Raw genomic sequence first — 25,520 nt, forward strand, 5'->3', positions numbered from 1 at the left:
TGCCGATCGAGATGCTCATGGCCACTCTCTTCTACGCCGGATTCCAACTCTCCACCGGCACGGTCGGTGACACCCGGGACGAACTGGTCAGCAGCCCACCCCTGATCGCGGTGAGTGTCGTTGCCCTGCTGGCGATGACCGCGGTGACGTGCGTGCGCCGATCCTTTCCCGTCACGGCATACCTGTCGGTGGTGGCGATCAGCGTCGCGCTCATTCTCGTCCTGCCGGACCGGACTCTCGGGTTCACCCCGCTGTACTGGTTCGCCATCGTCGCCTTGGCAATTCGGGTGACCGGGCCACGCCTGTTCGCCCCCATCGCCGTCGGGCTGATTCTCGAAATCGCAGTCAGCGTCGACACCCGCCTGTCCTACCCGGATGCCGCGACCGGCCCCGGAGGCACGATCGGCGTGGTCGCCGAACAGATCGCGAACCTCGCCATCAACTACACGGTGCTCATCACACTGGGCAAGTACATCGCACGAAACCGCGCGCAGGAACTCGAGAGCGAGGCCGCCCTGGGCCGAGCCGAACTCGAACACCGGCAACAGCTGAACGCAGCCCTGGACAACGAACGAAGAGCCATGGCACGCGAACTACACGACGTCGCAGCCCACCACCTGACCGGCATGCTCATCCAAGCCAAGGCAACCAAGACACTCATCACGAGCAACCCCGAGCAGGCACGCGAACTACTCACCGGCGCAATCAAACACGGCCAACGGACCCTCGACAGCCTACGCCAGATCGTCGGCATACTGCGCCCAAGCGAGACGAACAACAGCGCTCCGCAGCCGATGATCGCCGACCTTCCCGAACTGATCGAGCAGTCACGAATGTCGTTCGGGCGCATCGACACGAGCATCCTCGCAGACAGCGACGACACCGACAGCGCGGTGCAGTTGACGTGCTATCGCGTCGTTCAGGAATCGCTGTCCAACGCCCGACGCCATGCGCCGAACTGCGATGTCTACGTCGAGGTATCCGACCTACACTCGGCCATCGAGGTGACCGTCACCAACACGCTCACGCCGGACAGCTCCGAGCTGCGCGAGTCCTCGGGTCAGGGGTTCGGCATCCCCGGAATGCGTGAGCGCACCGCACTACTCGGCGGCACCCTCGATGCAGGATCGTCCGACGACCGAACGACGTGGACCGTGCGTGCTCGACTACCTGTCGGCGGAAAGATCTCTCGACCACAGGAGATGCCGGCATGATCACCGTACTCATCGCGGACGATCAGCCCGTCGTTCGGCAGGGATTCGAGCTGTTCCTCGCCGGCCATCCCGACATCGAGGTCGTCGGGCACGCGAGCTCGGGAAGGCATGCCGTGCAGCAGGTGTCGGCACTGCGACCGGACGTCGTACTGATGGACATCAGGATGCCGAACGGCGACGGACTGACCGCAACGCGCGAGATACTGGCACAGTTCGACAGCGTTCGCGTCATCGTCGTCACCACGTTCGACCTCGACGAGTACGTGTTCGCGGCTCTCGACAGCGGAGCGTCCGGCTTCCTGCTCAAGGACGCCGACCCCGAGGAACTCGCCGACGCGGTGGTCACCGTCGCCGACGGCGGAGCGGTCCTCTCTCCACGACTGACCCCGCGCTTGATGACAGAGTTCGCTCGCCGGGGCAGGCCGATTCGAACCACTCCCGTTGCACCGCAACACGACCTGAGTCTGCGCGAAATGGAAGTGGTTCGACTACTTGCGGAGGGACTGGGCAACAACGAGATCGCCCGTTCACTGCAGGTCGAACAGAGCACCGTCAAGACCCACATCGGCAACATCTGCCGCAAACTCGAGGTCAATACCCGAGTGCACGTGGTGATCTGGGCCTACCGCAACGGCATCGCGACCTAAGTCTCCACAACTAGGCCGCTCTGCGCTCGTCTTCGTCGGCAGTGTCGCTGGTGTGCTCCTCCAGCGAAGCGGAATGGTCGGTGTACTGGAAGTGCGGTCGCTTGTCGCCGATGTACGAGGTCATCCACGACACCACCGCAACGTAGCGGTTCCGGAAGCCGACCAGGTACATCAGGTGCACCACGAGCCACATGATCCACGCGATCGGTCCCGACATATCGACCTTGCCAAACAGTCGTGCCACCGCGCTGAAGCGGCCGACGATCGACATGCTGCCCTTGTCGGTGTACTCGAACGGCGTTCCCGCGTCGACCTTTCCGATGATCATCTTCGCAACGTGCCTGCCCTGCTGCATCGCCACCGGCGACTGACCGGGCAACTTGTTCAGCGACGTCACGTCGCCGATCGCGTAGATGTCCTTCGCCGAACCGACCGTCAGGTCGTCGTGCACGAGAAGCCGTCCGGCACGGTCGGTCTCACACCCGGTCCGCTCGGCAACGGTGGCCGCCAGGTCACTGGCCTGCACGCCCGCCGACCAGATGACCGTCTTGGCGGCGAACGTCCTCGACGTCTTGGTGTCCACGTCCTGCACCGTCACCACGTCGTCGGCGATATCGGTGACCATGGCACCGGTGACGACGTCGACGCCCGACTTCTCGAGCTTCGTACGGGCGTACGCGCTGAGCTTGCCGCCGAACGCCGGCAGCACTTCCTTGACACCGTCGACGAGGGTCACCGTGACGTCGTCGGGATCGATGTCCGGGAACGAGCCGGCGAAGTAGCGGTGCGCGAGATCCCTGATCTGACCTGCGAGCTCGACACCCGTCGCGCCTGCACCGACGACGACGAAGCTCAACAGCTCCTTACGAGCAGCCGAATCGGTTGTCAGGTGCGCGGATTCGTAGCAGCTCAGAATCTGCTCACGCAGAGCGATCGCGTCGTCGACGGTCTTGAGCGCGAACGTGCGGTCCTTGAACTCGTCACGACCGAAGTACGCCTGCGTGGCTCCCGTGGCGACGATGAGACGACCGAAGCCGATGGTGTGGCTCTGCCCGGCACCGATGTAGGTGACCTGGTGCGCCTCGGGATCGACATCGACGACGCGTCCGAGACGCACGTCGGCCGACTCGTACTGCGCGAGAATGCGCCTGATCGGCGGGGCGATCTCGCCCGTCGAGAGCATTCCGGTTGCGGCCTGGTAGAGCAGCGGCTGAAAGAGGTGTTCGGTGGTGCTGGAGATCAGCGAGAACGTCACACCGGCCTTGCCCAGAGACTTGGCGGCGGCCAATGCTCCGAATCCCGATCCCACGATGACGACGTCGTACGTTTGCACAGCACTTTCCTTTTCGGCTCGAGTCTTTTCCTCTACGAAGAACTACCTCCATGAAACTCCGACCGCGATGCTCTATCAACGCGGAAGTTGAAATAGCATCTATGAGCAGAACTCATGATTGAATGGCCGCATGGAACTGCGGCAGCTGAAATACTTCCTCGCGGTCGGGGAGGAACTGAACTTCTCCCGCGCTGCCGAACGCTGCTACGTCTCGCAATCGGCGATCAGCCTGCAGATCTCCAAGCTGGAACGAGAAATCGGTGAGCCCCTGTTCGAGCGAACCTCTCGTACCGTCCGATTGACCGTTGTCGGAGCACAATTGGTGTCCATCGCCCGGCACATGGTGGAGCTCGAGCAAGCCGCCCTGGCGCTGACGACGCGCAAACGTAATCAGCTGCGCCTGACCGGAAACATGACCTTCGCAGCCAACGCCATCTCCGCCATCGTCGCGGTACGCGAGCGCCATCCCGACGCCGAGATCGACTTCGTCCTGAAACGATTCGCAGAACAGATCGAAGCGGTGACGTCCGGCGACTGCCAGGTGGCGTTGATCCGCGGCAGCGTCGAACGCTCCGGTCTGCACGTCACCGAGCTGTGGACCGAAGACCTCGTCGTCGTCCTCCCCGAGGGGCATCCTCTGGCGGGTGAGAGCAACCCGAGTCTGAGTCAGCTCGCCGGCTACCCCCTGCTACTTCCCAAACGGAGCGAGCAGATCCTGCTGCACCGGGTGATCGAGCGTGAGATGAAACGGAGCGGACTGCCACTGAGCTTCGGACCGCCCGTGGCGTCCGATCACACCGCGAGCGCCGAACTCCTCAAGAACCCACAATGCTGGTCCATCCTGTACGCCAGCACCGCCGACAGCACCCCCAAGACCGGCCTGGTCTTCCGCACCGAGGCCGACCGCAGGCTGCGACTACCGGTATCGGCAGTGGTCGACGCGACCGTGCCCATCACCGACATTCAACGCGACCTGGTGGCCGCCCTGGCAGCGACGGCACCGGTTCAACCCGCCACCCCTGCGAGCTGAGCGAACGCGGCATCGGCGTCGAACAGTTCGGCGCGATCGTACGTCGACGTCGACGCCATGATCTCGTTCGCGCGGGTGCGCTCGACCACCTCCTCCAGCCGCGGACGGACCTGCCCGGCCGTGCCGAGGATGCTCGACGCCAACGACGCCTCGATTCGGTTCCGCGTCTGCGGCGTCCACTGTGATTCATCGATCCCCGACGCCGGTTGCAGAGCCGGGAACTCACCCTCACGTCTGGATCTGGCCATCGCCCACGCCTCCGGGACGGCGAGCCTGCGGGCATCGGCGGTGTCCGCTGCGATGGTCACGTCCAACGAAACGATCACGTACGGTGAGGGATTCGACGGCGAGGGACGAAAATGCTTGCGGTAGAGCGCCAATGGATCGTCTTGATGCACTATCGGTCCGCCGACGACGACCGGAAGCCCAGCGCGAGCGGCAACCTCGAGACCGGCTCCCGTCGCGAGTACGAACACCGGCGGAGACGGGACAGCGGGCCGGGCCGTCACCGAACCCGAACCGTCCAGATAGGAACGCAATTCGGCGATGTCGGCCTCGAACGTGTCGGTCCGCTCACTGCGCAATGCTGCCCGAACCGGCTCGGTGAAACCGAGGGAGCGACCGACACCGAGGTCGATCCGGCCGGGAAACAGCGACTCCAACATCAGAAATTGCTCGGCCACGACCAGCGGCTGATGGTTGGGCAGCATCACCCCGCCGGATCCGACGCGAATGCGCGAGGTGCGCGACGCCACCGCCGCCGCGAGAACCGCAGGCGCGCCCGACGCGATCCCGGGAACGCCGTGATGCTCGGCCACCCAGAACCGATGCAGCCCGATCTTCTCCGCATGTACCGCTCGTTCGACGGTATGACGCAGAGCCGAGGCGTCGTCGAAACCGGATCGCGTGCGGGACCTGTCGAGCAATGAGAAGAACACGGATATCTCAACCGACGAGGCGTCGGGCATATTTCTCGAACTGTTCGTTCGACGCGGACCGAAGTTGTCCGCAATGGTCGTCACTATTGCTTCATGAACCTCACCATGAAGCTCGAACTCGTCACCCTGGCCGTCACCGACGTGGACCGCGCCAAGGACTTCTACGTCTCGATCGGTTTCAACGCCGACCACGATGCCCGCCCCTGGGACGGCATCCGGTACGTCCAGCTCACTCCCCCGGGCTCGGCGTGCTCCATCGCGATCGGCGAGAACATCACCGACGCCGAGCCGGGCAAGGGCGCCGGAATCCTGATGGTCGTCGACAACGTCCAGCAGGCCTACGAGCACCTCACCTCAGCCGGCCTGACCATCGACCCGCCGAAGGACGAAGGCTGGGGCACGTTCGTGTACTTCGCCGACCCCGACGGCAACAAGTGGTCGGTGCAGCAACTGCCCGCACAGTCCTGATCAGCGCTGACCGGGACCGAAGGCCAGCCGAGCCAGGATGCCGCGGTGGTCGGAGCCGGGAATCGTCACGGCTTCCACCGATCCAACGGCCAGATCTGCCACCAGAACGTGGTCGATGGCGATCACCGGCGGATACCACGTGTGCGCCGGGTACGTCCTGAGCATGCCCGCCCCGGTGGCCACCGCCGCATCGACGAACCGGCCGTCCTGTAGATCTCGGTACCGCCGATGGTCCTGCGTCGCGTTGAAGTCGCCCGCCACCACCACCGGACCGTCGTCGACGGGGATCTTGGCCAGCAGCTGGCGCAACAGCCCCAGCTCACGTACCCATTCGGACGGCTCCCGCGGCCACGGCGGCACCGGATGGACTGCGAACACCAGCGGCCGGCCCGGCATCTCCACCCGCGCGGAGAGCAGTTCTGTCACGAAACCGTCGTGACGCTGCTCGTCGACGAGCGGGAAGCGACTGTAGATTCCGGTGCCCTCGCCGCCGGGAGCAGCGCTGACATGCGCGTACGGCAACGAGCCGGACAGCACCGGGCGAAGGCGGGCGTCGGCCTCCGGCGTCAGTTCGACAAGAGTGAGCACGTCGGGTCGGTGCCGCTCGACCAGCGCGACCAACGCGTCGGGATCGGCCTGACCCAACCAGATGTTGGCATGCAACACCGTCAGCTCCGACTCCGCCGCCGTCCGGGAGCGGTGCCTGTACAGAGGAATCTGTGTGGCGGCGGCGCCCACCGATACAACTACGCCCGCCGCCAGCCCCCACCAACCGAACGCCACGGCCGCGAGAACAGTGCCCGGCACCGCGGCGAGCATGAGGACATGTGCCAAAGCACCGAAGACGAGCATCGCCTGCCCACGGGCGTCGACAAGGTGCGCTGCGATGCCCACCACCGCTGCCAAGAGCAGTAACAGAGCCACCGATGCCGAAACCATGAGCGGAGTGTGACAGGCAAACCTGAGGCCGAGCTGGGAGCCGTCCCTATATCCGACCGAAGTGTTCGCTTTCTTACAGCAAACACGACACAATCGAGAGCGCTGTCCGCACGTACTAGGGGGAAGTTTTCCGTGAATCGAAGGCAACTGCTGCGTTTGGCCGCTGCCGGAATGCTCGGCGCTGCCGCCGCTCCGGTCCTGGGCTCCGCCGGGGCACCGGGTTCTTCCACAGCAGGCGCACTCCCCATCGGCGCCGAACGAATCCGATCACTGGTCCCCGAGCTGTTCGCCGATCCCCCGCGCCCACCGGACCACTCTCCCGTCCTCGTCATCGGCTCCGGATTCGGTGCCAGCGCTGCCGCCCTTCGTATGGCACAGGCCGGCACCCAGGTCACCGTCCTCGAACGTGGACTGCGCTGGCCACGTGACCCGTGGCGCGAGATCTTCACCGCCGACATGACCGCCGACGGACGCGGACTGTGGCAGCAGACCTCGTTCACCAACATCACCGGAATGCCCGTCGGACCGGTCGACCTGTTCGGCGGCGTACTCGACACCACCCGGTACGAAAACCTCTCGGTCTGGCGCGGCGCTGCCGTCGGCGGTGGCTCGATCGTCTACACCGGCGTCACCATCGCCCCCGACAAGAAGTTCTTCGACGCCTCCTTCGGCGGACGCCTGAAGTACGACGAGATGGCGGCCACCTGGTACCCGAAGGCGCGCTCGATGCTCCGGCCGTCGCCGATGCCCGAGGACGTCTACAACAGCCCGAACTTCTCGCACTCGCGCACCTGGGACGACCACGCCCGGCGGGCCGGGTTCACCCCACAGGCAGTGGACGGCAACTGGAACTGGAACGTCGTCCGCGACGAGCTCGCCGGACGCTCGCGACCGTCCGCGACCGTCGGCGCGAGCACCTTCGGCAACTCCAACGGCGCCAAGCACGACCTGACGCAGAACTACATCCCCCAGGCCGAGGCCACCGGCCGCGCGACGGTGTGCCACAGCCACCGCGTCGCAGCGATCGGCACCGAATCCGGCGACCGCTACCGCGTCGAGATCGAACGCCTCGACCCGTTCGGCAACATCGTCGAGACACGCACCGTCACCTGCGACACGCTCGTCCTCGGAGCCGGATCCATCGGCACCACCGAACTGCTGATGCGCGCCCGCACCACCGGCGCACTGCCGAACCTCAACGAATTCGTCGGCACCGGCTGGGGCACCAACGGCGACGCGTCGATGACACGGTCGCTGGGGCTGATGTCCGCCGGACCGCAAGGTGCGCCCTGCGCCTCCCGCATCGTCGACGACTCCTCACTGCCACTGACCGTCGAAAACTGGTACGTGCCAGGCGTTCCCGTGAACCTCGGATTCATCGGCTCACTCGGCATGACCATCGACCCACTGCGCGGAAACTTCGGATTCGATTCCGCCACAGACCGATTGACGCTGAATTGGCCGAAGGGCGGCAGCCGGGACACCGTCGAAGCCCTACGCGCAGTTCAGAATCGGATGGCCCAGGCCGGCGGAACCATCGTCGCGGCCGAACCGTTCACCCGCGACGTCGACGACACCTTCACCGCCCACCCCCTCGGCGGCGCGGTACTGGGCGACGTCACCGACGGCTACGGCCGGGTGAAGGGTCACCCCGGGCTCTACGTCGTCGACGGTGCGTTGATCCCGGGCAGCACCGGAGCCGCGAACCCGTCGCTGACCATCACCGCACTCGCCGAACGCAACGTCGCACAGATCATTGCCGACGGTCGCTGACCGGCCGACATGTGGGTAGACCCGCGCTCAGCGGGTAACCCACCGGTATGCCCGCCAACGATCCGACCGAACGCACCATCGCCGACCGCGACGTCGAAAAGCGCTGGAACGACCCCGTCGTCTTTCGCAGAGCGGCCGGATACTGTGCGGTCGTGGTGGCGGTGGCTGCGGCACTGACCGCGCTGTTTCTGGTCGTCGACCGCACGAATCCCGTGTTGGCCGCGTCGGTGCCCGCAGTGCGCTTCCTCGGCGGCATCGGAGCTCTGACGTTGGGATACAGGTCCTACCGTGCCGGTGGCACGTGGCCGATCTGGCAGGGCGCCGCATGGTTGCTGTTCACCGTGATGCTGCTCGGTCTGGCGATGCCGATGTTCGCGATCCGTCAATGACCGGCGTCAGCCCAGCTGAATCTCGGGGCGGCCTTCGGGGACGGTGACCGTCGCTGCGGTTCGTACCGATGCCCCCGGTGTGGAGACGCGATCGAGAACCCTGACCTCCGAACGCCATTCGGTGTTCGTCAGCGTGCCACGGAGATAGCCGCGCTGAGCATTTCCGTACTTGACATGCGGAGAACCTTCGGCGATGGCCGCACCGGCCGAGTCGACATCGGCACCGTCCTTACCCGACGCGATCGAGGTGGTCGCGATCTCCACACCTTGGATCGGCGACGCCTGATCCTGGTAGTCGCGGCGCAGTTCGGAGACGATCGTGCGATGAATGTCGCCGACGATCGACGCGACGTTCTTCGTGCCGCGATCCCTGGCCCCGTCCAGAATTCGGTGCCGCGATGCCTCGTATCCGCTCCACGGGTCCATCCCGACCTTGCGATCGCTGCCGAGCCCACGGGCCAGGTCCGAGATGACCGTCTGGTGCGCCAGGAAGTTCCACCTCGACGGTGATCCGAAACCGTCCAGTATCCACTTCTCCTGCGCTGCACCGGTGATCGTGCGCGACGGATCTGCCGTCTCGGCGTCCTGCGCATGCTCGCCGTCGCCGTGCGCCTGATCGCTGCGGTACTGCCGCGTGTCCAGTACCGAGAAGTCCACCAGATCTCCGAACGAGAACCGGCGATAGACCGTCATGTCCGGTCCGACGGGCTTCAGATTCGCCCGAACCGGAGTGTTCTCCCACCACGCCTTGAACGCATCGGCTCTGCGCAACAGGAACTCTCGCGGATCGTCGTCGTCCTGGCTGATCTGCGAGGCCCAGTTGTTGTCCACCTCGTGATCGTCGAACGTCAAGACGAACGGTGCCGACGCGTGGGCCGCAGCAAGATTCTCGTCCGCCTTGTACAGCGCATATCGGTCGCGATAGTCGCTGAGCCCCATGGTTTCTCGGGCAGCGGATTCGGTGCGCGGCTCGCCCTGCCTGGCACCCTCGTCCTTGATCGCGTACTCGTAGATGTAGTCGCCCAGAAAGAACACCACATCGAGATTCGACGCGGCCAAGTCCTGGTACGCGCCGAAGTAGCCGTCCTCCCACTTCTGGCACGACGCCCACGCGAAGTCGAGCTTGCTCAACGGTTGACCCAGTGCCGGTGCAGTTTTGGTGCGGCCCACCGGGCTGGCATGCGGCCCGACGAGGAAGCGATAGAAGTACTCGCGAGCTGGCTCGAGACCTCGGACGTCGACGTGAATCGACCAGCCGTCGAACTCGGTGGCCAGCTCGATACCTTCGCGGGTGATGCTCGCGAATCGCTCGTCCGCCGAGATCTGCCACCGCACCGGCACCACGCCGGGAGTCATTCCACCACGTGGCGCGAAGGGATCGGTGGCGAGTCTGGTCCACAGCACCACCGAATCGGGCAGTGGGTCGCCGGATGCCACGCCGAGGCGGAACGGGTAGTCCGGGGTCACCACGGACTGCGCACCTGCCGTCGCCGTGGTTCCCGCGAGTTCGGGAGTGAACGCCAGCGCCCCCACCAGCGCACTCCATGTCAGGAACTGTCGACGCGTGGCCCCGGCACGCAGAGAGATGTCCTGCCCGAACCGTATCTCGTTACCCCGTCTCACCATCCTTCGAGGCTCTCGCGCCCGAGCGAACTGTGCCCGTCATCGGTCGAACGGGAAAGTGAACACGACGTTGTCATTCGATTCAGGACCGAAGTCGTCCGCGACCTCGGCCACACTCGAGCGCATGACGAACATCGACCGCACCGGCTCCCAAATCGACCACCTCAACATCGGCGTCACCGATCTCGCCGCCAGCGCCGAGTTCTACGGTGCTGCACTCGCACCGCTGGGGATCAGCGAAATCATGCGGGTACCGCACACCCCCGAGGCCAATCAGCTCGCCATGATCGCGTTCGGCTGGGCGAACGTGAAGCCCTTCTTCTGGATCGTCGACGCACCGGGATCGGCTATCGGACCCCATACCCATCTCGCGTTCAGCGCCCCGGATCGCGCCACCGTCGACGCCTTCCACGCGGCAGCAGTCTCGGCAGGAGCAGTCGAGCTCCGGCCGCCGGGACTGCAGCCGGAATACCACGCCACGTACTACGGATCCTTCGTGCGCGACCTCAACGGCATCGACCTCGAAGCCGTCTGCCATCACGAGTGATTCGCCCCGTAGCCACCTGATGAAGGTGTCACTGCGGCCGAGGCAGCGTCCCGTTGGTTCGCACGTGGTCGCGCAGACGAGTGAGAATCGATCCGAGAGCGTCGACCTCCTCGGTTGCCAACCCGTCGAAGAACAATCGATGCACCAGCTCGACGTGACCCGGTGCCGACGCGCCCAGCGCCGCCCGACCCGCCTCGGTCGGAACGGCATCCGTGGCGCGGCCGTCGGTGGTCGAGACCGTCCGCTCGGTGAGTGATCACCGCACTCCTCACCGACGCTGCCGGCCTGTCCTTCTCCGTCACAGTCGAACCCGCCGTGCTCGGCGACGTCGCACGCATCTCCTGGGCACTCTCGCCACCCGACGCCCCAGCCGTCGTCACCGGCCAGGACTTCGCCGTCATCAAGGACGGCACGATCGCCGAGCTGTACACGTTCATCGACCGGAGATAGCCGGTCGAACCGTCAGGCTTGCACGACCCACACCGAATTGCCGTCGGGATCACGCAGCGCGAACATGGGCGGAACACCGTCGACTTCTTCCATGAAGTCGTCGAGATCGACTCCGCCGAGTGCACTCAGACGCTTGTGTTCGGCCGCGACGTCGGCTGTCTCGACACCGATGGATCCGCCGCCGGGCGTTCCTCCCATCGGCGGATTCAGGGCGAGCCGCGCCGTCGAACCGGGCGGAGCCACCTCGACCCACCGGTATTCGTTTTCGGGGCCGAACCGCAGATCGCCGCGAATCTCGAAGCCGAGCACGCACGAATAGAAGTCGAGAGCTGCGTCCTGATCTGCGACGGTGAACATGGCCACGCCGATGTTCACGATGGTGCTGGGTTCTTGGTTGGTCATAGCGATACAGACCCGAGCCACGCCGAAAACTAAGCGCCCCACGGCGGTAGCTTCTGTACATGGACGATGCGCTCTCGCGATCCGTCGGCTCACGACGGATCGCTTTCCTGGTGTTCGACGGGGTGAAGATGCTCGATTTCGTCGGACCCGCCGAGGTCTTCGTCGAATCGAATCAGCAGCCCGCCGTCGAATACGAGGTGGTGATCCTCTCACCCGGCGGCGGAGACGTCAGCACCTCGATCGGGACGACGGTGTCCACTCGTCCGGTCGCGGAATCCGGACGATTCGACACCGTGATCATCGCCGGTAGTGAATTCGATCCGATTCGCCTGGTCACGGCCGAACTCGTCGGAGCCGCAGCCGATCTCGCTGCACGGACCCGTCGGATGGCATCGGTGTGCACAGGGGCGTTCGTACTCGCCGCGGCCGGACTACTCGACGGCCGGCGAGCGACGACGCACTGGAAGTTCACGTCCGACCTGCAACGCCTCTACCCCGCCCTCACGGTCGATCCGGACGCCATCTTCGTCCGAGACGGCCGCCTGTACAGCTCGGCGGGCGTTGCGGCCGGCATCGACCTCGCACTGGCTCTCGTCGAGGACGACCACGGCCCCGAAGTGGCGCGGGCTGCGGCGCAGGGACTGCTGGTGTACATGCAGCGAGGCGGTGGACAATCGCAGTTCTCGTCGTCGCTGTCGGGCCCGATCCCCCGTACCGGAACAGTCCGCCGAGTGGCCGACCACATCCGGGACAACCCCCGGCTACCCCACACCGTGGCAGAGCTGGCTCGGTTCGCGGCACTCAGCACCCGTCAGCTCACCCGCCTGTTCCAGTCCGAACTCGGCAGCTCGCCGGCCGAATTCGTCGCGTCGACAAGATTCGAGTTGGCTCGTGAGGCCCTGCACACCGGTTACACCGTCGGCGAGGCCTCCCGTCGAGCCGGGTATTCGAGCTGCGAAGTGATGCGACGAGCGTTCGTCGCCCGAATCGGGACCTCCCCGCGCAGCTATCAGCAGCGGTTCGCGCCCCAACTGCCGATGTCGCAAAACGAGCGGTTCTCGACCCACACGGTGGTACCGCGCAGCTAGCAGTCCGGGCAAGACTGCTTTCATGCCAACCATCACAACACCGGACAACGTCGAGATCTTCTACAAGGACTGGGGGTCGGGTCAGCCTGTCGTCTTCAGCCACGGCTGGCCACTGTCGTCGGACGACTGGGACGCCCAGATGATGTTCTTCCTCGAGCACGGCTATCGCGTCGTCGCCCACGATCGACGCGGTCACGGGCGGTCCCAACAGGTCGGTGACGGGCACGACATGGACCACTACGCCGACGACCTCGCCGCCGTGGTCGAAGCCCTCGATCTGACCGACGCGATCCACGTCGGCCACTCCACCGGCGGCGGCGAGGTAGTCCGCTACCTGGCGCGCCACGGAGAGGAACGCGCAGCCAAGGCGGTGCTGATCAGTGCGGTACCGCCGATCATGGTCAAGACCGACGACCACCCCGGCGGTATCGAGAAGTCGTTCTTCGACGACGTCCAGGTTCAGGTCGCCACGCGCCGCGCCGACTTCTTCCGCACCTTCGCCGAGGGCCCCTTCTACGGCTACAACCGGCCCGGGGCCACCCCGTCGGAAGGCGTCATCGCCAACTGGTGGCGTCAGGGAATGATCGGGGGTGCGAAAGCCCACTACGACGGCGTGGTCGCCTTCTCACAGACCGACTTCACCGACGACCTGCGTGGGGTGAACATTCCGACGCTGGTGCTACACGGCGAGGACGACCAGGTGGTGCCCTACGAGAACGCGGGTGTGCTCTCGGCGAAGCTACTGCCCAACGGCACGCTGAAGACCTACCCCGGCTTCCCGCACGGCATGCCGACGACGGAAGCAGCGACGATCAACGCCGACATGCTGGAGTTCTTCCGGTCCTGACGCATCACGGTCACAACCGACGACAAAGCCCCGCATCGACCGAAGTCGATGCGGGGCTTTGTCTGCAGGCTCTGTCGTCGTGAGCGGAAATTCGTAGTGGGCTACGAAGTTCTGCTCACGTGCGACGGAGTCGCTCTAGCGGTATTCGTTGGAGAAACCGTAGTCGTCGAGCGGCACTGCAGCGCCGGTTCCCTGGCCGAAGCCATCCGGGCTGTAGTACTGATCGTCGTACGACGGCACCGCGTATGCCGCGGCACGCGCCTCCTCGGTCGGCTGCACCGTGATGTTCCGGTACCGGTTGATGCCGGTACCAGCCGGGATGAGCTTACCGATGATGACGTTCTCCTTGAGACCTATGAGCTTGTCGCTACGGCAGTTGATCGCCGCATCGGTCAGCACACGAGTGGTCTCCTGGAAGGACGCAGCCGACAGCCACGAGTCGGTGGCCAGCGATGCCTTGGTGATACCCATCAGGACCGGACGTCCGGCTGCGGGCTCGCCACCCTCGGAGACGACGCGACGGTTGCTCGACTCGAACTCGCTGCGCTCGGTCAGTGAACCGGGCAGGAACTCGGTGGAGCCGCTGTCGATGATCGTCACGCGACGGAGCATCTGGCGCACGATCGTCTCGATGTGCTTGTCGTGAATCGACACACCCTGCGACCGGTACACCTCCTGGACCTCGTTGACGAGGTGGATCTGCACCTGACGGGGACCCATCACACGCAGCACCTCGTGCGGATCGGCAGCACCTTCCATGAGCTGCTGGCCGACCTCGACGTGGTCACCGTCCGCCAGCAGGCGCTCGGTGCCGTCGTCGTGCTTGAAGACGCGCAGACGCTGACGCTTGGAGAGCTTGTCGTAGACAACCTCTTCGCCGCCGTCGTCCGGGACGATGGTGATCTTGTAGAAACGATCGCCGTCCTCGAGCTGGATGCGTCCCGACACGTCCGCGATCGGAGCCTTGCCCTTCGGCACACGTGCCTCGAACAGCTCCTGCACGCGAGGCAGACCACCGGTGATGTCATCTCCGGCGACACCACCCTGGTGGAAGGTACGCATGGTCAGCTGGGTTCCGGGCTCACCGATGGACTGTGCGGCAACGATACCGACGGCCTCACCGATGTCGACCAGCTTGCCGGTGGCCATCGAGCGGCCGTAGCAGGTGGCGCAGACGCCGGTTCCCGTGGTGCAGGTGAGCACCGAGCGAACCTTGACCGACGTGATGCCCGCAGCGAGCAGCGCGTCGATGGCCGGGTCACCGAGATCATGTCCGCGAGCGACGATGACCGTGCCGTTCTCGTCGACAGCGTCGTTCGCCAACGTGCGGGCGTACGTGCTGGTCTCGACGTGAGCGTCGCGGATCATCTTGCCGTCGGCGGTCTTCTCGGCGATCGTCGTGACGATGCCGCGCTCGGTGCCACAGTCGGTTTCCCGAACGATGACATCCTGCGAGACGTCGACCAGACGACGCGTCAGGTAGCCCGAGTCGGCGGTACGAAGCGCCGTGTCGGCCAGACCCTTACGAGCACCGTGCGTGTTGATGAAGTACTCGAGAACCGTCAGGCCTTCCTTGAAGGAGGACTTGATCGGACGCGGGATGAACTCACCCTTCGGGTTGGTCACCAAGCCCTTCATGCCGGCGAGCGAGCGAACCTGAGTCATGTTTCCGGCTGCGCCGGACTTCACGATCATCGGGATCGGGTTGTCGTCGGGGAAGTGGGCCTCCATGGCCTTACCGACCTGCTCGGTCGCGTCCTGCCAGATCTTGACCAGTGCGGAGTTGCGCTCGACCTTGTCGAGTGCACCACGCTGGTACTTCTTCTCGATCTGATCGGCCTGAGCCTCGAAGGTCTCCATGATCTGCGGCTTCTCCGGCGGCACGAGGACGTCGGAGATCGAGATGGTGACACCCGAACGCGTGGCCCAGTAGAAGCCTGCATCCTTGAGCTTGTCGACGGTCTGCGCGACCACGATCATCGGGTAACGCTCGGCGAGATCGTTGATGATGGTCGACTGACGCTTCTTCGGCATCTGCTCGTTGACGAACGGGTAGTCCGCCGGAAGCAGCTCGTTGAACAGCACGCGTCCCAGAGTGGTCTCCGCGGTCCACGCGTCGCCGCGGTTCCAGCCCTCGGGGAACAACTCGTTCTCGATGTCACGCGGCGGGCGCTGCGTGGTGAGACGAACCCGAATCTGCGACTGCACCGTGAGCGCTCCACGGTCGACGGCCATCTGAGCCTCGGCCGGGGAGGAGTACGCCCCGAACTCGGCCTGATCGGTCGATGCGTCGACGCGCTCGCCGACAGCACCGGCGTCGAGACGCGTCAGGTGGTACAGACCCGTCACCATGTCCAGACGCGGCATGGCGAGCGGACGGCCCGATGCCGGCGAGAGGATGTTGTTCGAGGACAGCATCAACACGCGTGCCTCGGCCTGAGCCTCGGCGGACAGCGGGAGGTGGACAGCCATCTGGTCACCGTCGAAGTCGGCGTTGAACGCCTCACACACGAGCGGGTGCAGCTGGATGGCCTTGCCCTCGACGAGCTGAGGCTCGAACGCCTGGATGCCCAACCGGTGCAGGGTGGGTGCACGGTTCAGCAGCACGGGGTGCTCGGCGATGACCTCTTCGAGAACGTCCCACACCTGCGGACGCTGACGCTCGACCATGCGCTTGGCCGACTTGATGTTCTGCGCGTGGTTCAGATCCACCAGGCGCTTCATCACGAACGGCTTGAACAGCTCGAGTGCCATCAGCTTCGGCAGACCACACTGGTGCAGCTTGAGCTGCGGGCCGACGACGATGACCGAACGGCCCGAGTAGTCGACGCGCTTGCCGAGGAGGTTCTGACGGAATCGACCCTGCTTGCCCTTGAGCAAGTCGGACAGCGACTTGAGCGGGCGGTTACCCGGTCCGGTGACCGGACGTCCACGACGGCCGTTGTCGAACAAGGCGTCGACCGACTCCTGCAGCATCCGCTTCTCGTTGTTGACGATGATCTCGGGGGCACCGAGATCGATCAGACGCTTGAGGCGGTTGTTGCGGTTGATGACGCGGCGGTACAGGTCGTTGAGGTCGGACGTCGCGAACCGTCCACCGTCGAGCTGCACCATCGGACGAAGCTCCGGCGGGATGACCGGGACAGCGTCGAGAACCATGCCCATCGGCGAGTTGCGGCCGGCCTGGAAGGCAGCGACGACCTTCAGACGCTTGAGCGCACGCAGCTTCTTCTGACCCTTGCCACTGCGGATGGTCTCGCGAAGAGACTCCGCCTCGGCATCGATGTCGAAGGTCTGCATGAGCTTCTGGATCGACTCGGCACCCATGGCACCGGTGAAGTACTCGCCGTACCGGTCGATGAGCTCGCGGTAGATGAGCTCGTCGACGATGAGCTGCTTGGGAGCGAGCTTGGTGAACGTGGTCCAGATCTCTTCGAGACGATCGAGCTCACGCTGCGCGCGGTCACGGAGCTGACGCATCTCACGCTCGCCACCGTCCTTGACCTTGCGGCGCACGTCGGACTTGGCACCCTCGGCTTCGAGCTCGGCGATGTCGGCTTCGAGCTTCTGCGCACGAGCCTCGAGATCGGCGTCGCGCTGATCTGCGACGGCCTTCTTCTCGACCTCCATCTCGGCCTCGAGCGTCGAGAGCTCGTTGTGACGGAGCTCGTCGTCGACCGTGGTGATGACGTAGGCAGCGAAGTAGATGATCTTCTCGAGATCCTTCGGAGCCAGGTCGAGCAGGTAGCCCAGACGCGACGGCACACCCTTGAAGTACCAGATGTGCGTGACGGGAGCCGCCAGTTCGATGTGGCCCATGCGCTCACGACGCACCTTGGCGCGAGTGACCTCGACGCCACAGCGCTCACAGATGATGCCCTTGAAGCGGACGCGCTTGTACTTGCCGCAGTAGCACTCCCAGTCCCGAGTGGGGCCGAAGATCTTCTCGCAGAAGAGGCCGTCCTTCTCGGGCTTGAGCGTGCGGTAGTTGATGGTCTCCGGCTTCTTGACCTCGCCGTAGGACCACTGACGGATGTCGTCCGCAGTGGCAAGGCCAATGCGAAGTTCATCGAAGAAGTTGACGTCGAGCACGTAACTTCCTTTCCCCGTTATGGGTGTTGTGATACCGAATCAGAAAAAGCGTGATCACCCCCGTGCCTGCAGTGACGCAGGCACGGGGATCACAGAACTACTGAGCGAGGTCGTCGACCGTGGCTGCTTCGTTGCGGGAGAGGTTGATTCCCAGGTTGGCTGCGGCACGCTCGAGGTCTTCGTCGTCACCGTCGGCCATCGTGATGGCTGCGCCGTCCGAGGACAGCACCTCCACGTTGAGGCACAGCGACTGGAGCTCCTTGAGGAGCACCTTGAAGGACTCGGGGATACCGGGCTCCGGGATGTTCTCGCCCTTGACGATCGCCTCGTACACCTTCACGCGGCCGACAACGTCGTCCGACTTGATGGTGAGAAGCTCCTGCAGCGTGTACGCGGCACCGTAGGCCTGCATGGCCCAGCACTCCATCTCACCGAAGCGCTGACCACCGAACTGTGCCTTACCACCGAGGGGCTGCTGCGTGATCATCGAGTACGGCCCGGTCGAACGAGCGTGGATCTTGTCGTCGACCAAGTGGTGCAGCTTGATGATGTACATGTAGCCCACCGACACCGGGTACGGGAACGGCTCGCCGGAGCGGCCGTCGAACAACGTGGCCTTTCCGTCGGGTCCGACCATCTGCTCGCCGTCGCGGTTGGGGATCGTGCTCTCCAGCAGGCCGGCGAGCTGATTCTCCTTGGCACCGTCGAACACCGGGGTGGCGATGTTGCTGTCGGCCGGAGCCGCCAACATCTCCTCGGGCAGACGCTCGGCCCAATCGGGCTTCGTGCCGTCCGCGGCGATCTGAACGTTCCAACCGGTCTTGCCGATCCAACCCAGGTGGGTCTCGAGGACCTGACCGATGTTCATACGACGCGGAACACCGTGGGTGTTGAGGATGATGTCGATCGGGGTGCCGTCGGGCAGGAACGGCATGTCCTCCTGCGGGAGGATCTTGCCGATGACGCCCTTGTTGCCGTGACGGCCGGCGAGCTTGTCGCCGTCCTGGATCTTGCGCTTCTGAGCCACGTAGACGCGGACCAGCTCGTTGACGCCGGGAGGCAGATCGTCGTCGTCGTCGCGCGAGAAGACGCGGATGCCGATGACCTTTCCGTTCTCGCCGTGCGGAACCTTGAGCGAGGTGTCGCGAACTTCGCGAGCCTTCTCACCGAAGATGGCGCGCAGCAGGCGCTCTTCGGGGGTCAGCTCGGTCTCGCCCTTCGGCGTGACCTTTCCGACCAGCACGTCGCCGTCACGAACCTCGGCACCGATCCGGATGATGCCACGCTCGTCGAGGTCTGCGAGGACCTCGTCGGAGACGTTCGGGATGTCGCGAGTGATCTCCTCGGCACCGAGCTTGGTGTCGCGAGCATCGATCTCGTGCTCCTCGATGTGGATCGAGGTGAGAACGTCCTCTTCCACGAGGCGCTGCGACAGGATGATCGCGTCCTCGTAGTTGTGGCCCTCCCACGGCATGATCGCCAGCAGCAGGTTCTTGCCGAGTGCCATCTCACCGTTCTCGGTGCAGGGGCCGTCGGCGAGGACCTGGCCGGACTCGACGCGCTGACCCTCGTCCACGATCGGACGCTGGTTGGCGCACGTGCCCTGGTTGGAGCGCGCGAACTTGCGCATCCGGTAGGTCTTGCGCGATCCGTCGTCGGCCATGACCGTGACGTAGTCGGCGGAGACCTCTTCGACGACACCGGTCTTCTCGGTGATGACGACGTCACCGGCATCGACGGCTGCACGCAGCTCCATGCCGGTTCCGACGATCGGCGACTCGCTGCGAACCAGCGGGACGGCCTGACGCTGCATGTTGGCACCCATCAGGGCACGGTTGGCATCGTCGTGCTCGAGGAACGGAATCATCGCGGTCGCGACGGAAACCATCTGTCGCGGTGAGACGTCCATGTAGTCGATGTCGTCGGACGAGACGAACTCGACCTCTCCACCCTTACGACGGACGAGAATCTTGTCCTCGATGAAGTGGCCCGAATCGTCGACCGGAGAGTTCGCCTGCGCGAGCGTGTGGCGATCCTCCTCGTCGGCGGTCAGGTAATCGACCTCGTCGGTGACCTTGCCGTCGACGACCTTGCGGTACGGGGTCTCGATGAACCCGAACGGGTTGACGCGTGCGTACACCGAGAGCGATCCGATCAGGCCGATGTTCGGGCCTTCCGGGGTCTCGATGGGGCACATGCGGCCGTAGTGCGACGGGTGAACGTCGCGGACCTCGAGGCCGGCGCGCTCACGAGAGAGACCGCCGGGTCCCAGTGCCGACAGACGACGCTTGTGCGTCAGACCCGACAGCGGGTTGTTCTGGTCCATGAACTGCGAGAGCTGGGACGTTCCGAAGAACTCCTTGATCGCAGCGACGACGGGACGGATGTTGATCAGGGTCTGCGGCGTGATCGCCTCGACGTCCTGAGTCGTCATACGTTCGCGCACGACGCGCTCCATGCGGGACAGGCCCACGCGGATCTGGTTCTGGATGAGCTCGCCGACGGTACGCAGACGACGGTTGCCGAAGTGGTCGATGTCGTCGACCTCGACCGGAACCTCGACGCCGTCGGGTGCGGTCATCGAGGTCTCACCTGCGTGCAGACGCACCAGGTACTCGATGGTCGCGACGATGTCTTCCTCGGTGAGGGTCGACGCCACGATGGGCTGACCCGAGTTGAGGCCGAGCTTCTTGTTGATCTTGTAGCGACCCACGCGAGCGAGGTCGTAGCGCTTGTCCTTGAAGAACAGGTTCTCCAGCAGGGTCTGCGCCGACTCCTTGGTCGGCGGCTCGCCCGGACGCAGCTTGCGGTAGATGTCGAGGAGTGCCTCGTCGGTACCGGCGGTGTTGTCCTTCTCCAGGGTGGCCATGAGGATCTCGGAGAAGCCGAAGCGCTCCGTGATCTGCTCGGTGGACCAGCCGAGAGCCTTGAGCAGCACCGTGACGGGCTGGCGACGCTTGCGGTCGATACGGACACCGACGGTGTCGCGCTTGTCGACGTCGAACTCGAGCCATGCGCCGCGGCCGGGGATCACCTTGACGCTGTGCAGGTCCTTCTCGGTGGTCTTGTCGATCGAATGATCGAAGTAGACGCCCGGAGAACGCACCAGCTGCGATACCACGACACGCTCGGTGCCGTTGATGATGAAGGTGCCCTTGTCGGTCATCATCGGGAAATCACCCATGAAGACCGTCTGGCTCTTGATCTCACCGGTGTTGTTGTTGATGAACTCGGCCGTGACGAACAGCGGAGCCGCGTACGTCATGTCCTTGTCCTTGCACTCATCCGTCGAGGCCTTGACCTCGTCGAACCGTGGGTCGGAGAAGGACAGAGACATCGAGCCCGAGAAATCCTCGATCGGAGAGAGCTCGGTCAGGATGTCCTCGAGTCCACCGGCGACACTGCTGTCTCCCCGGGCGGCGGCACGGTCACGCCAACTCTGCGCACCTACCAGCCATTCGAACGAATCCGTCTGTACATCGAGGAGACCGGGTACCTCCAACGGCTCGCGAATGTTCGCGAACGAAACCCTCCTCGGGGCTCCCGGTGTTCCGACAACTGCCTTGGTCTGGCTAGAGACTGCCAAGATGCGTCCTTCCAGCACCTCACGCGGGTCGCTCGTGCAGTGCGACCGCCGCTGTATCTGTTTGCTATATGTGGGGCGAATTTCGGCTGGTGCAACCAGACCGAATCCCCATCACAGCGGCCCGAAAACGTGCTTTCGGGTAACAGCGATCGAGAGGTGGACAGGAGGCAGCCAGCGCAACGTCCAAAGGTACCCCAAATGTGCGCACAGCGCAACGGGGGCATCAAAAGTAGCACCCGGGGTCCATTCACGCGCTGACTCGGCGAAAGCGTGTCGCCTGCCGGACGCCCGATGCCGAAACCACTGCGCTTCGAAAAACCACTGGGGGTGCTCCTGACGACAAGACTGACCCGTGCCGCCCCCTTCGTCAAGAGGTTCGGCCCGATCCGTTTTCCGTGAGACCGCACTCGAACCGGTCGCGTCGATGGACCACTGCACCGCCGAGACGTATGCAATGGTCCATTGACGCAGCCGGAGGCGGGGACGCCGACGCGCCCCGCCCCCTGCCGTCTACCGGTCGGCCTCGCGCCACCGCGTGGCCTCGGCGAGCGTGAACCCGTGGACATCTGCCAGTTCACCCAACCGTTCGACGCTCTCGCCGTCGAGGGTGGTGCCGATGCTGCGCAGACCGAACTCACCCGACAACGCGATCAGCATCGTCTCGGCCATGCAGGCATACGTCAGCCCCGGAGCCAACCCGTAGGTCAACCCGAAATCCGAACCCGACGGCACCCGCACGATGCCGCCGTCGAACACGGTCACGTCGGGCCGCTCACTGCGCACGTCCCGGCCGATGTTCGGCGGCTGCGCCACGTCACAGACGATGGCACCCTCCATCAGGTCCGTCGGATCGATCAGTGCATGCGGTGCCGACGTGGCAGCGATGACGATCAACGAATCCTGCACCGCAGCAACAGGATCGGTGAAGAACTCGACATGACGCGACCTGATCAGATCGTCCAGATCGCCGTCGACCGCGTGCGCGGCCTCGGCCAGATCTCCCGCACCCACCCGAGCGCTGGCCACCATCTCCTGCGCGGCCGCCCACAGCTTGGGCGCGATGACCGAACTCTCCCCCTGCCTACCGACCAACACGACGGCGCCGACCTCGCCGGCCAACTGCTTGCCGATGGTTCGCCCGATCGCCCCGGCGGCACCGAGAATCGTCACCCGAGCCCGCGCGACATCGATACCGCGTTCGCGGCAGACGCGTCGAACAGCTCGCAGACTAGCCGCAGCGGTGAACGTGTTGCCGGTGGTGATCGGTCGCGTCGTCGCGCCGAGGCCCAACCCGTTCCCGGTGATCACCGACGAATAGCCGCCCAACCCGACAACCGTCGCCCCGCGCGAGATCGCCAGCTCGACAGCCCCGCCCACCACCGCCAGCGCACGCTCGGGCGGCAGATGCAGCAACTGCGCGGAGGTGTACGGCAGCCCGATCAGATCTCCGTGCGCCGTCGCCTCCCCTCCCCCGACGACCCGTCCACTGCCGATGACGAACGACGCGGGTTCGAGCTCGGACGTCGACGCTGCGAACCGCTCGAGCAGATCCTGCCGCTCGCCGTGGTCGAACACCTCGAGTGCCGAATCGAACGCCGCGAAGAACCCGAGATCGAGGGGATGTGCAATGAACGCGAAACGTCGATCCGTCGGCCGCACAGCGATATCGGGCGTCCGACCCGGACGCAACGCCTCGAGTGCAGGCGGAGTGGTGACGGTCGGACGGCCCAGCAGATGCCCGAACAATCCGTCCATGTCCCCCACCGCCGCATAACCCAGTGCACGATCCAGTGCTGCGACCAGACGCGAGCACTGCACCGCCGACACCGTCAGCGGCGGTTCGATCCGAATCACCCTGTTACCGAACAGAGTCGGAGCCACTCGGATCCCCTCGACATTGAGCAGGTACGAGCAGATCACCACCGCCAGATTGTGTTGGTCGGCAATCGATCCCAACAACGACTGCCGCCCGACCATGTTGACGTCCGCGGTGAATTCCATGCCGAGCAACAACCCACGCCCGCGCACCTCGGTGACCACCGACGGATACTTCTCGGCCAACGCGCTCAGATCGTTCTTCAACTGCCGCCCGAGAACGGCCACATTCTCCACCACCGCGCAGTCGTCCCGAGTCAACTCGTCGAGAACCGCGATACCCACCCGCGCAGCCAACGCGTTCCCCGCGAAGGTCGACGTGTGGCGCAGCGCGAAACTCTCGTTCACCAGCCTCGGCGCACACAACACCGCACCCACCGGCACGATGCCGCCACCGAGCGCCTTGGCGACGGTCAGAATGTCCGGCACCACACCCTCGTGCTCCGCCGCGAACATCCTGCCGGTCCGGCCGAGCCCGGTCTGCACCTCGTCGAGAGCCATCAGCACCCCGTGCCGATCACAGATCTCGCGCACGCGGCCCAGGTAACCGTCGGGCGGACACACCACTCCGCCCTCACCCTGAATCGGCTCCACCAGAAACACCGCGTAGTGCCCGGGTGCCGCCGCCAAGGCCGCGTCGAGCGCGTCCGAGTCTCCGAATTCGATGTGATCGAAGCCCTCGACCGGTGCACCGAAACCGCTCTGGTACTTGATGTTTCCCGTCGCAGAAAGAGCACCGAGAGTCTTGCCGTGAAAACTGTTCCCGGTGGTCAGTACACCCAGCCGACCGGTGTGCGCTCGCGCGATCTTGAGCGCCACCTCCGTCGCCTCGGTACCACTGTTGACGAACGTCGTCCGCGTCAATCCGTCGGGTGCGATGCGCCCCAACCGATGTGCCAGTTCACCGGCCGCGGTCAGCACCGAAGGCTGTACGAAAATGGCCTCCCCGCTGCAACGAACGTCGTTGACCGCCTGCCAGATCGGAGTCGGACCGTGCCCGAACGGGAGCGCACCGTACGCCCCGGCGAAGTCGAGATAGCGACGACCCGAGGCGTCGAAGAGAACCGTCCCGTCGCCGCGCACGTACTCGCGATCCAGATTCAGCGCAGACAACAGCCGATACAGTTCGGGATTGACGTGCTCGGCAAACCCCGATCGACCGGACCTGGATTCCACCACGGAATAATCGATAGTTGTGTCAGTCATGACCAGCATGCTCCGTTTTCATCGGATCCACCCCTGGCTGTCGAGCATCGAATGGTTGTCCCGAACAACCAGGGCTCGTCCCAAGCCAGGACGCAAACGCGATGGTAACTCGATTGAAAGCCGGTGACAGATGGCCGAAAAGCACACGAAAAAGCCCCGTCCGAGCAGGGCTTCTGCGTCGAACGGGGCCTCGTCGAATGCCGGCCGGGCTACTACTGATCGTCGATGGCAGACAGCTTCCAGGTGCCGTCGACCTTCTCCATGTTCACCGTCAACGGCCCCTCGGCACTGCCCGAGGCAACGCCGTTCTGGGTGGCACTGATGTTCACGTTGGCGATCAACTCGGCCATGCCGTCCTCTAGCCGCGAGACTCCGATATCGGTGACCATCGCCTCGGTTCCCGTATCCGTCTGCACCACAGCAGACTTGGTGGTTTCGGCGGTGGAGTTGAACTCGTCGAGCATCGACTGATTGAGCACCGCACGGGCTGCATCGAAATCGGCATCGATCGTGGCGGCCTTGTACGTGTACAGAGTCTGCAACGCATCGGTCGCGGCCGAGGTGACTTCCTGCGTGGCCGCGGAATCCACCCAGGCCGAATTGTCGATCGTCGCGAACGGCTTGAACGCGGCAATCGCAGCGAACGCGCCGAGCACGACGGCAATGACCGCAACGATGATCACGTGCTTCCAGCCGATACCCGACGCGGAGGCGGAGGGCGAGTCGGTCGACGCGGAATCGGCAGCGGGCTTGTCGGTTGCGGACTCGTCGAGTGCAGGTTCCTCGGTCGCGGACTTGTCGAGTGCAGGCTTGTCGAGAACCGGCTTGGCTGCCACGGGCTCGTCCGTCGCGGGCTTGTCGAGAACCGGCTTGTCTGCCGCGGGCTTGTCGAGAACCGGCGTGCTCGCCGATGGAGACGTGACAGCCGTCGTATCGTCGGCCGTCGATCCCTCGGTGGTCGAGCCCGTGTCGGAGCTGGCAGCAGTGGGCTTCCCGGTACCGGCCACCTTGCGGCGAACCTTGCTGGTGGTGGTGGGTGGAACGATCTTGCGACGCTGGGGAGGCACTACAGA

19 protein-coding genes are annotated in these 25,520 nt (G+C 64.8%); 10 read left to right on the plus strand and 9 right to left on the minus strand.

Translation table 11 applies throughout. The features are described from left to right. Window positions 1-17 precede the first annotated feature (17 nt). Together CH249_RS03480 and CH249_RS03485 are read left to right on the plus strand one after the other, a co-directional pair. Complete coding sequence (locus CH249_RS03480) at window positions 18-1,214, plus strand: sensor histidine kinase (RefSeq protein WP_179273053.1); 1,197 nt, start codon at window positions 18-20, stop codon at window positions 1,212-1,214. Further along, window positions 1,211-1,861: a response regulator transcription factor gene (locus CH249_RS03485; protein WP_094682197.1), complete on the plus strand. Its 651-nt coding sequence runs from the start codon at window positions 1,211-1,213 to the stop codon at window positions 1,859-1,861. The genes CH249_RS03480 and CH249_RS03485 overlap by 4 nt, the downstream gene beginning before the upstream one ends. A gap of 10 nt (window positions 1,862-1,871) precedes the next feature. Here the strand turns inward: CH249_RS03485 and CH249_RS03490 are convergent, their stop codons facing one another. Then, window positions 1,872-3,194 (minus strand): NAD(P)/FAD-dependent oxidoreductase, encoded by a 1,323-nt coding sequence (locus CH249_RS03490; protein WP_094682198.1) that lies wholly within the window; start codon window positions 3,192-3,194, stop codon window positions 1,872-1,874. A gap of 130 nt (window positions 3,195-3,324) precedes the next feature. On the opposite strand from CH249_RS03490, the gene CH249_RS03495 reads away from it, so the two are divergent. Continuing rightward, window positions 3,325-4,224: a LysR substrate-binding domain-containing protein gene (locus CH249_RS03495; protein WP_032393977.1), complete on the plus strand. Its 900-nt coding sequence runs from the start codon at window positions 3,325-3,327 to the stop codon at window positions 4,222-4,224. On the opposite strand, the gene CH249_RS03500 is transcribed toward CH249_RS03495, so the two are convergent. Continuing rightward, window positions 4,200-5,162 (minus strand): MsnO8 family LLM class oxidoreductase, encoded by a 963-nt coding sequence (locus CH249_RS03500; RefSeq protein WP_179272893.1) that lies wholly within the window; start codon window positions 5,160-5,162, stop codon window positions 4,200-4,202. The genes CH249_RS03495 and CH249_RS03500 overlap by 25 nt on opposite strands. A gap of 93 nt (window positions 5,163-5,255) precedes the next feature. Between CH249_RS03500 and CH249_RS03505 the strand changes: the two genes are divergently transcribed. After that, window positions 5,256-5,630 carry a VOC family protein gene (locus CH249_RS03505; protein ID WP_032393975.1) on the plus strand — a complete coding sequence of 125 codons (375 nt, stop codon included), beginning with the start codon at window positions 5,256-5,258 and terminating at the stop codon, window positions 5,628-5,630. On the opposite strand, the gene CH249_RS03510 is transcribed toward CH249_RS03505, so the two are convergent. Next, window positions 5,631-6,569, minus strand: a complete 939-nt coding sequence (locus tag CH249_RS03510) for an endonuclease/exonuclease/phosphatase family protein (RefSeq protein WP_094646926.1) — start codon at window positions 6,567-6,569, stop codon at window positions 5,631-5,633. Between the two features lie 132 nt (window positions 6,570-6,701). Between CH249_RS03510 and CH249_RS03515 the strand changes: the two genes are divergently transcribed. Then, window positions 6,702-8,342, plus strand: coding sequence for a GMC oxidoreductase (locus CH249_RS03515; RefSeq protein WP_094646925.1), 1,641 nt, complete (start codon window positions 6,702-6,704; stop codon window positions 8,340-8,342). 47 nt (window positions 8,343-8,389) lie between these two features. Continuing rightward, window positions 8,390-8,731, plus strand: coding sequence for a hypothetical protein (locus CH249_RS03520; RefSeq protein WP_094646924.1), 342 nt, complete (start codon window positions 8,390-8,392; stop codon window positions 8,729-8,731). A gap of 6 nt (window positions 8,732-8,737) precedes the next feature. Here the strand turns inward: CH249_RS03520 and CH249_RS03525 are convergent, their stop codons facing one another. Next, on the minus strand, window positions 8,738-10,357 hold the full coding sequence (locus CH249_RS03525) for an alkaline phosphatase (protein ID WP_094682199.1): 1,620 nt from the start codon (window positions 10,355-10,357) through the stop codon (window positions 8,738-8,740). 121 nt (window positions 10,358-10,478) lie between these two features. On the opposite strand from CH249_RS03525, the gene CH249_RS03530 reads away from it, so the two are divergent. After that, window positions 10,479-10,901, plus strand: coding sequence for a VOC family protein (locus CH249_RS03530; protein WP_045199043.1), 423 nt, complete (start codon window positions 10,479-10,481; stop codon window positions 10,899-10,901). Window positions 10,902-11,153: 252 nt separating this feature from the next. Beyond that, complete coding sequence (locus tag CH249_RS03535; RefSeq protein ID WP_094629506.1) at window positions 11,154-11,351, plus strand: hypothetical protein; 198 nt, start codon at window positions 11,154-11,156, stop codon at window positions 11,349-11,351. Window positions 11,352-11,363: 12 nt separating this feature from the next. On the opposite strand, the gene CH249_RS03540 is transcribed toward CH249_RS03535, so the two are convergent. After that, complete coding sequence (locus tag CH249_RS03540) at window positions 11,364-11,753, minus strand: VOC family protein (RefSeq protein ID WP_045199038.1); 390 nt, start codon at window positions 11,751-11,753, stop codon at window positions 11,364-11,366. 59 nt (window positions 11,754-11,812) lie between these two features. Between CH249_RS03540 and CH249_RS03545 the strand changes: the two genes are divergently transcribed. After that, a complete protein-coding gene (locus tag CH249_RS03545; protein ID WP_082073923.1) occupies window positions 11,813-12,841 on the plus strand; it encodes a GlxA family transcriptional regulator in 1,029 nt (342 codons plus the stop codon). Window positions 12,842-12,863: 22 nt separating this feature from the next. Further along, window positions 12,864-13,688 carry an alpha/beta fold hydrolase gene (locus CH249_RS03550; protein ID WP_045199036.1) on the plus strand — a complete coding sequence of 275 codons (825 nt, stop codon included), beginning with the start codon at window positions 12,864-12,866 and terminating at the stop codon, window positions 13,686-13,688. A gap of 135 nt (window positions 13,689-13,823) precedes the next feature. On the opposite strand, the gene CH249_RS03555 is transcribed toward CH249_RS03550, so the two are convergent. The 4 genes from CH249_RS03555 to CH249_RS27780 form a co-directional block, all read right to left on the minus strand. Next, the gene (locus CH249_RS03555; protein WP_032393969.1) at window positions 13,824-17,780 is read right to left on the minus strand and encodes a DNA-directed RNA polymerase subunit beta'; all 3,957 of its coding nucleotides are present in this window, start codon (window positions 17,778-17,780) and stop codon (window positions 13,824-13,826) included. 97 nt (window positions 17,781-17,877) lie between these two features. Next, window positions 17,878-21,384 (minus strand): DNA-directed RNA polymerase subunit beta, encoded by a 3,507-nt coding sequence (gene rpoB / locus CH249_RS03560; protein ID WP_032393968.1) that lies wholly within the window; start codon window positions 21,382-21,384, stop codon window positions 17,878-17,880. A 492-nt stretch (window positions 21,385-21,876) separates the two neighbouring features. Further along, on the minus strand, window positions 21,877-24,447 hold the full coding sequence (locus CH249_RS03565) for an aminotransferase class III-fold pyridoxal phosphate-dependent enzyme (protein WP_094682233.1): 2,571 nt from the start codon (window positions 24,445-24,447) through the stop codon (window positions 21,877-21,879). A 212-nt stretch (window positions 24,448-24,659) separates the two neighbouring features. Next, on the minus strand, window positions 24,660-25,514 hold the full coding sequence (locus CH249_RS27780; protein WP_094682200.1) for a hypothetical protein: 855 nt from the start codon (window positions 25,512-25,514) through the stop codon (window positions 24,660-24,662). Between the last annotated feature and the right edge of the window lie 6 nt (window positions 25,515-25,520).

It is taken from the genome of Rhodococcus sp. 05-2255-3B1 (assembly GCF_002258545.1).
Taxonomy (GTDB): Bacteria; Actinomycetota; Actinomycetes; order Mycobacteriales; family Mycobacteriaceae; genus Rhodococcoides.

Bases quoted from the DNA above. Each gene is read 5' to 3' on its own strand.
- CH249_RS03480 (WP_179273053.1), top strand. From the start codon at position 18: ATGGCCACTCTCTTCTACGCCGGATTCCAACTCTCCACCGGCACGGTC.
- CH249_RS03485 (WP_094682197.1), top strand. From the start codon at position 1,211: ATGATCACCGTACTCATCGCGGACGATCAGCCCGTCGTTCGGCAGGGA.
- CH249_RS03495 (WP_032393977.1), top strand. From the start codon at position 3,325: ATGGAACTGCGGCAGCTGAAATACTTCCTCGCGGTCGGGGAGGAACTG.
- CH249_RS03505 (WP_032393975.1), top strand. From the start codon at position 5,256: ATGAACCTCACCATGAAGCTCGAACTCGTCACCCTGGCCGTCACCGAC.
- CH249_RS03510 (WP_094646926.1), bottom strand. From the start codon at position 6,569: ATGGTTTCGGCATCGGTGGCTCTGTTACTGCTCTTGGCAGCGGTGGTG.
- CH249_RS03520 (WP_094646924.1), top strand. From the start codon at position 8,390: ATGCCCGCCAACGATCCGACCGAACGCACCATCGCCGACCGCGACGTC.
- CH249_RS03525 (WP_094682199.1), bottom strand. From the start codon at position 10,357: ATGGTGAGACGGGGTAACGAGATACGGTTCGGGCAGGACATCTCTCTG.
- CH249_RS03530 (WP_045199043.1), top strand. From the start codon at position 10,479: ATGACGAACATCGACCGCACCGGCTCCCAAATCGACCACCTCAACATC.
- CH249_RS03540 (WP_045199038.1), bottom strand. From the start codon at position 11,753: ATGACCAACCAAGAACCCAGCACCATCGTGAACATCGGCGTGGCCATG.
- CH249_RS03545 (WP_082073923.1), top strand. From the start codon at position 11,813: ATGGACGATGCGCTCTCGCGATCCGTCGGCTCACGACGGATCGCTTTC.
- CH249_RS03550 (WP_045199036.1), top strand. From the start codon at position 12,864: ATGCCAACCATCACAACACCGGACAACGTCGAGATCTTCTACAAGGAC.
- CH249_RS03565 (WP_094682233.1), bottom strand. From the start codon at position 24,447: ATGACTGACACAACTATCGATTATTCCGTGGTGGAATCCAGGTCCGGT.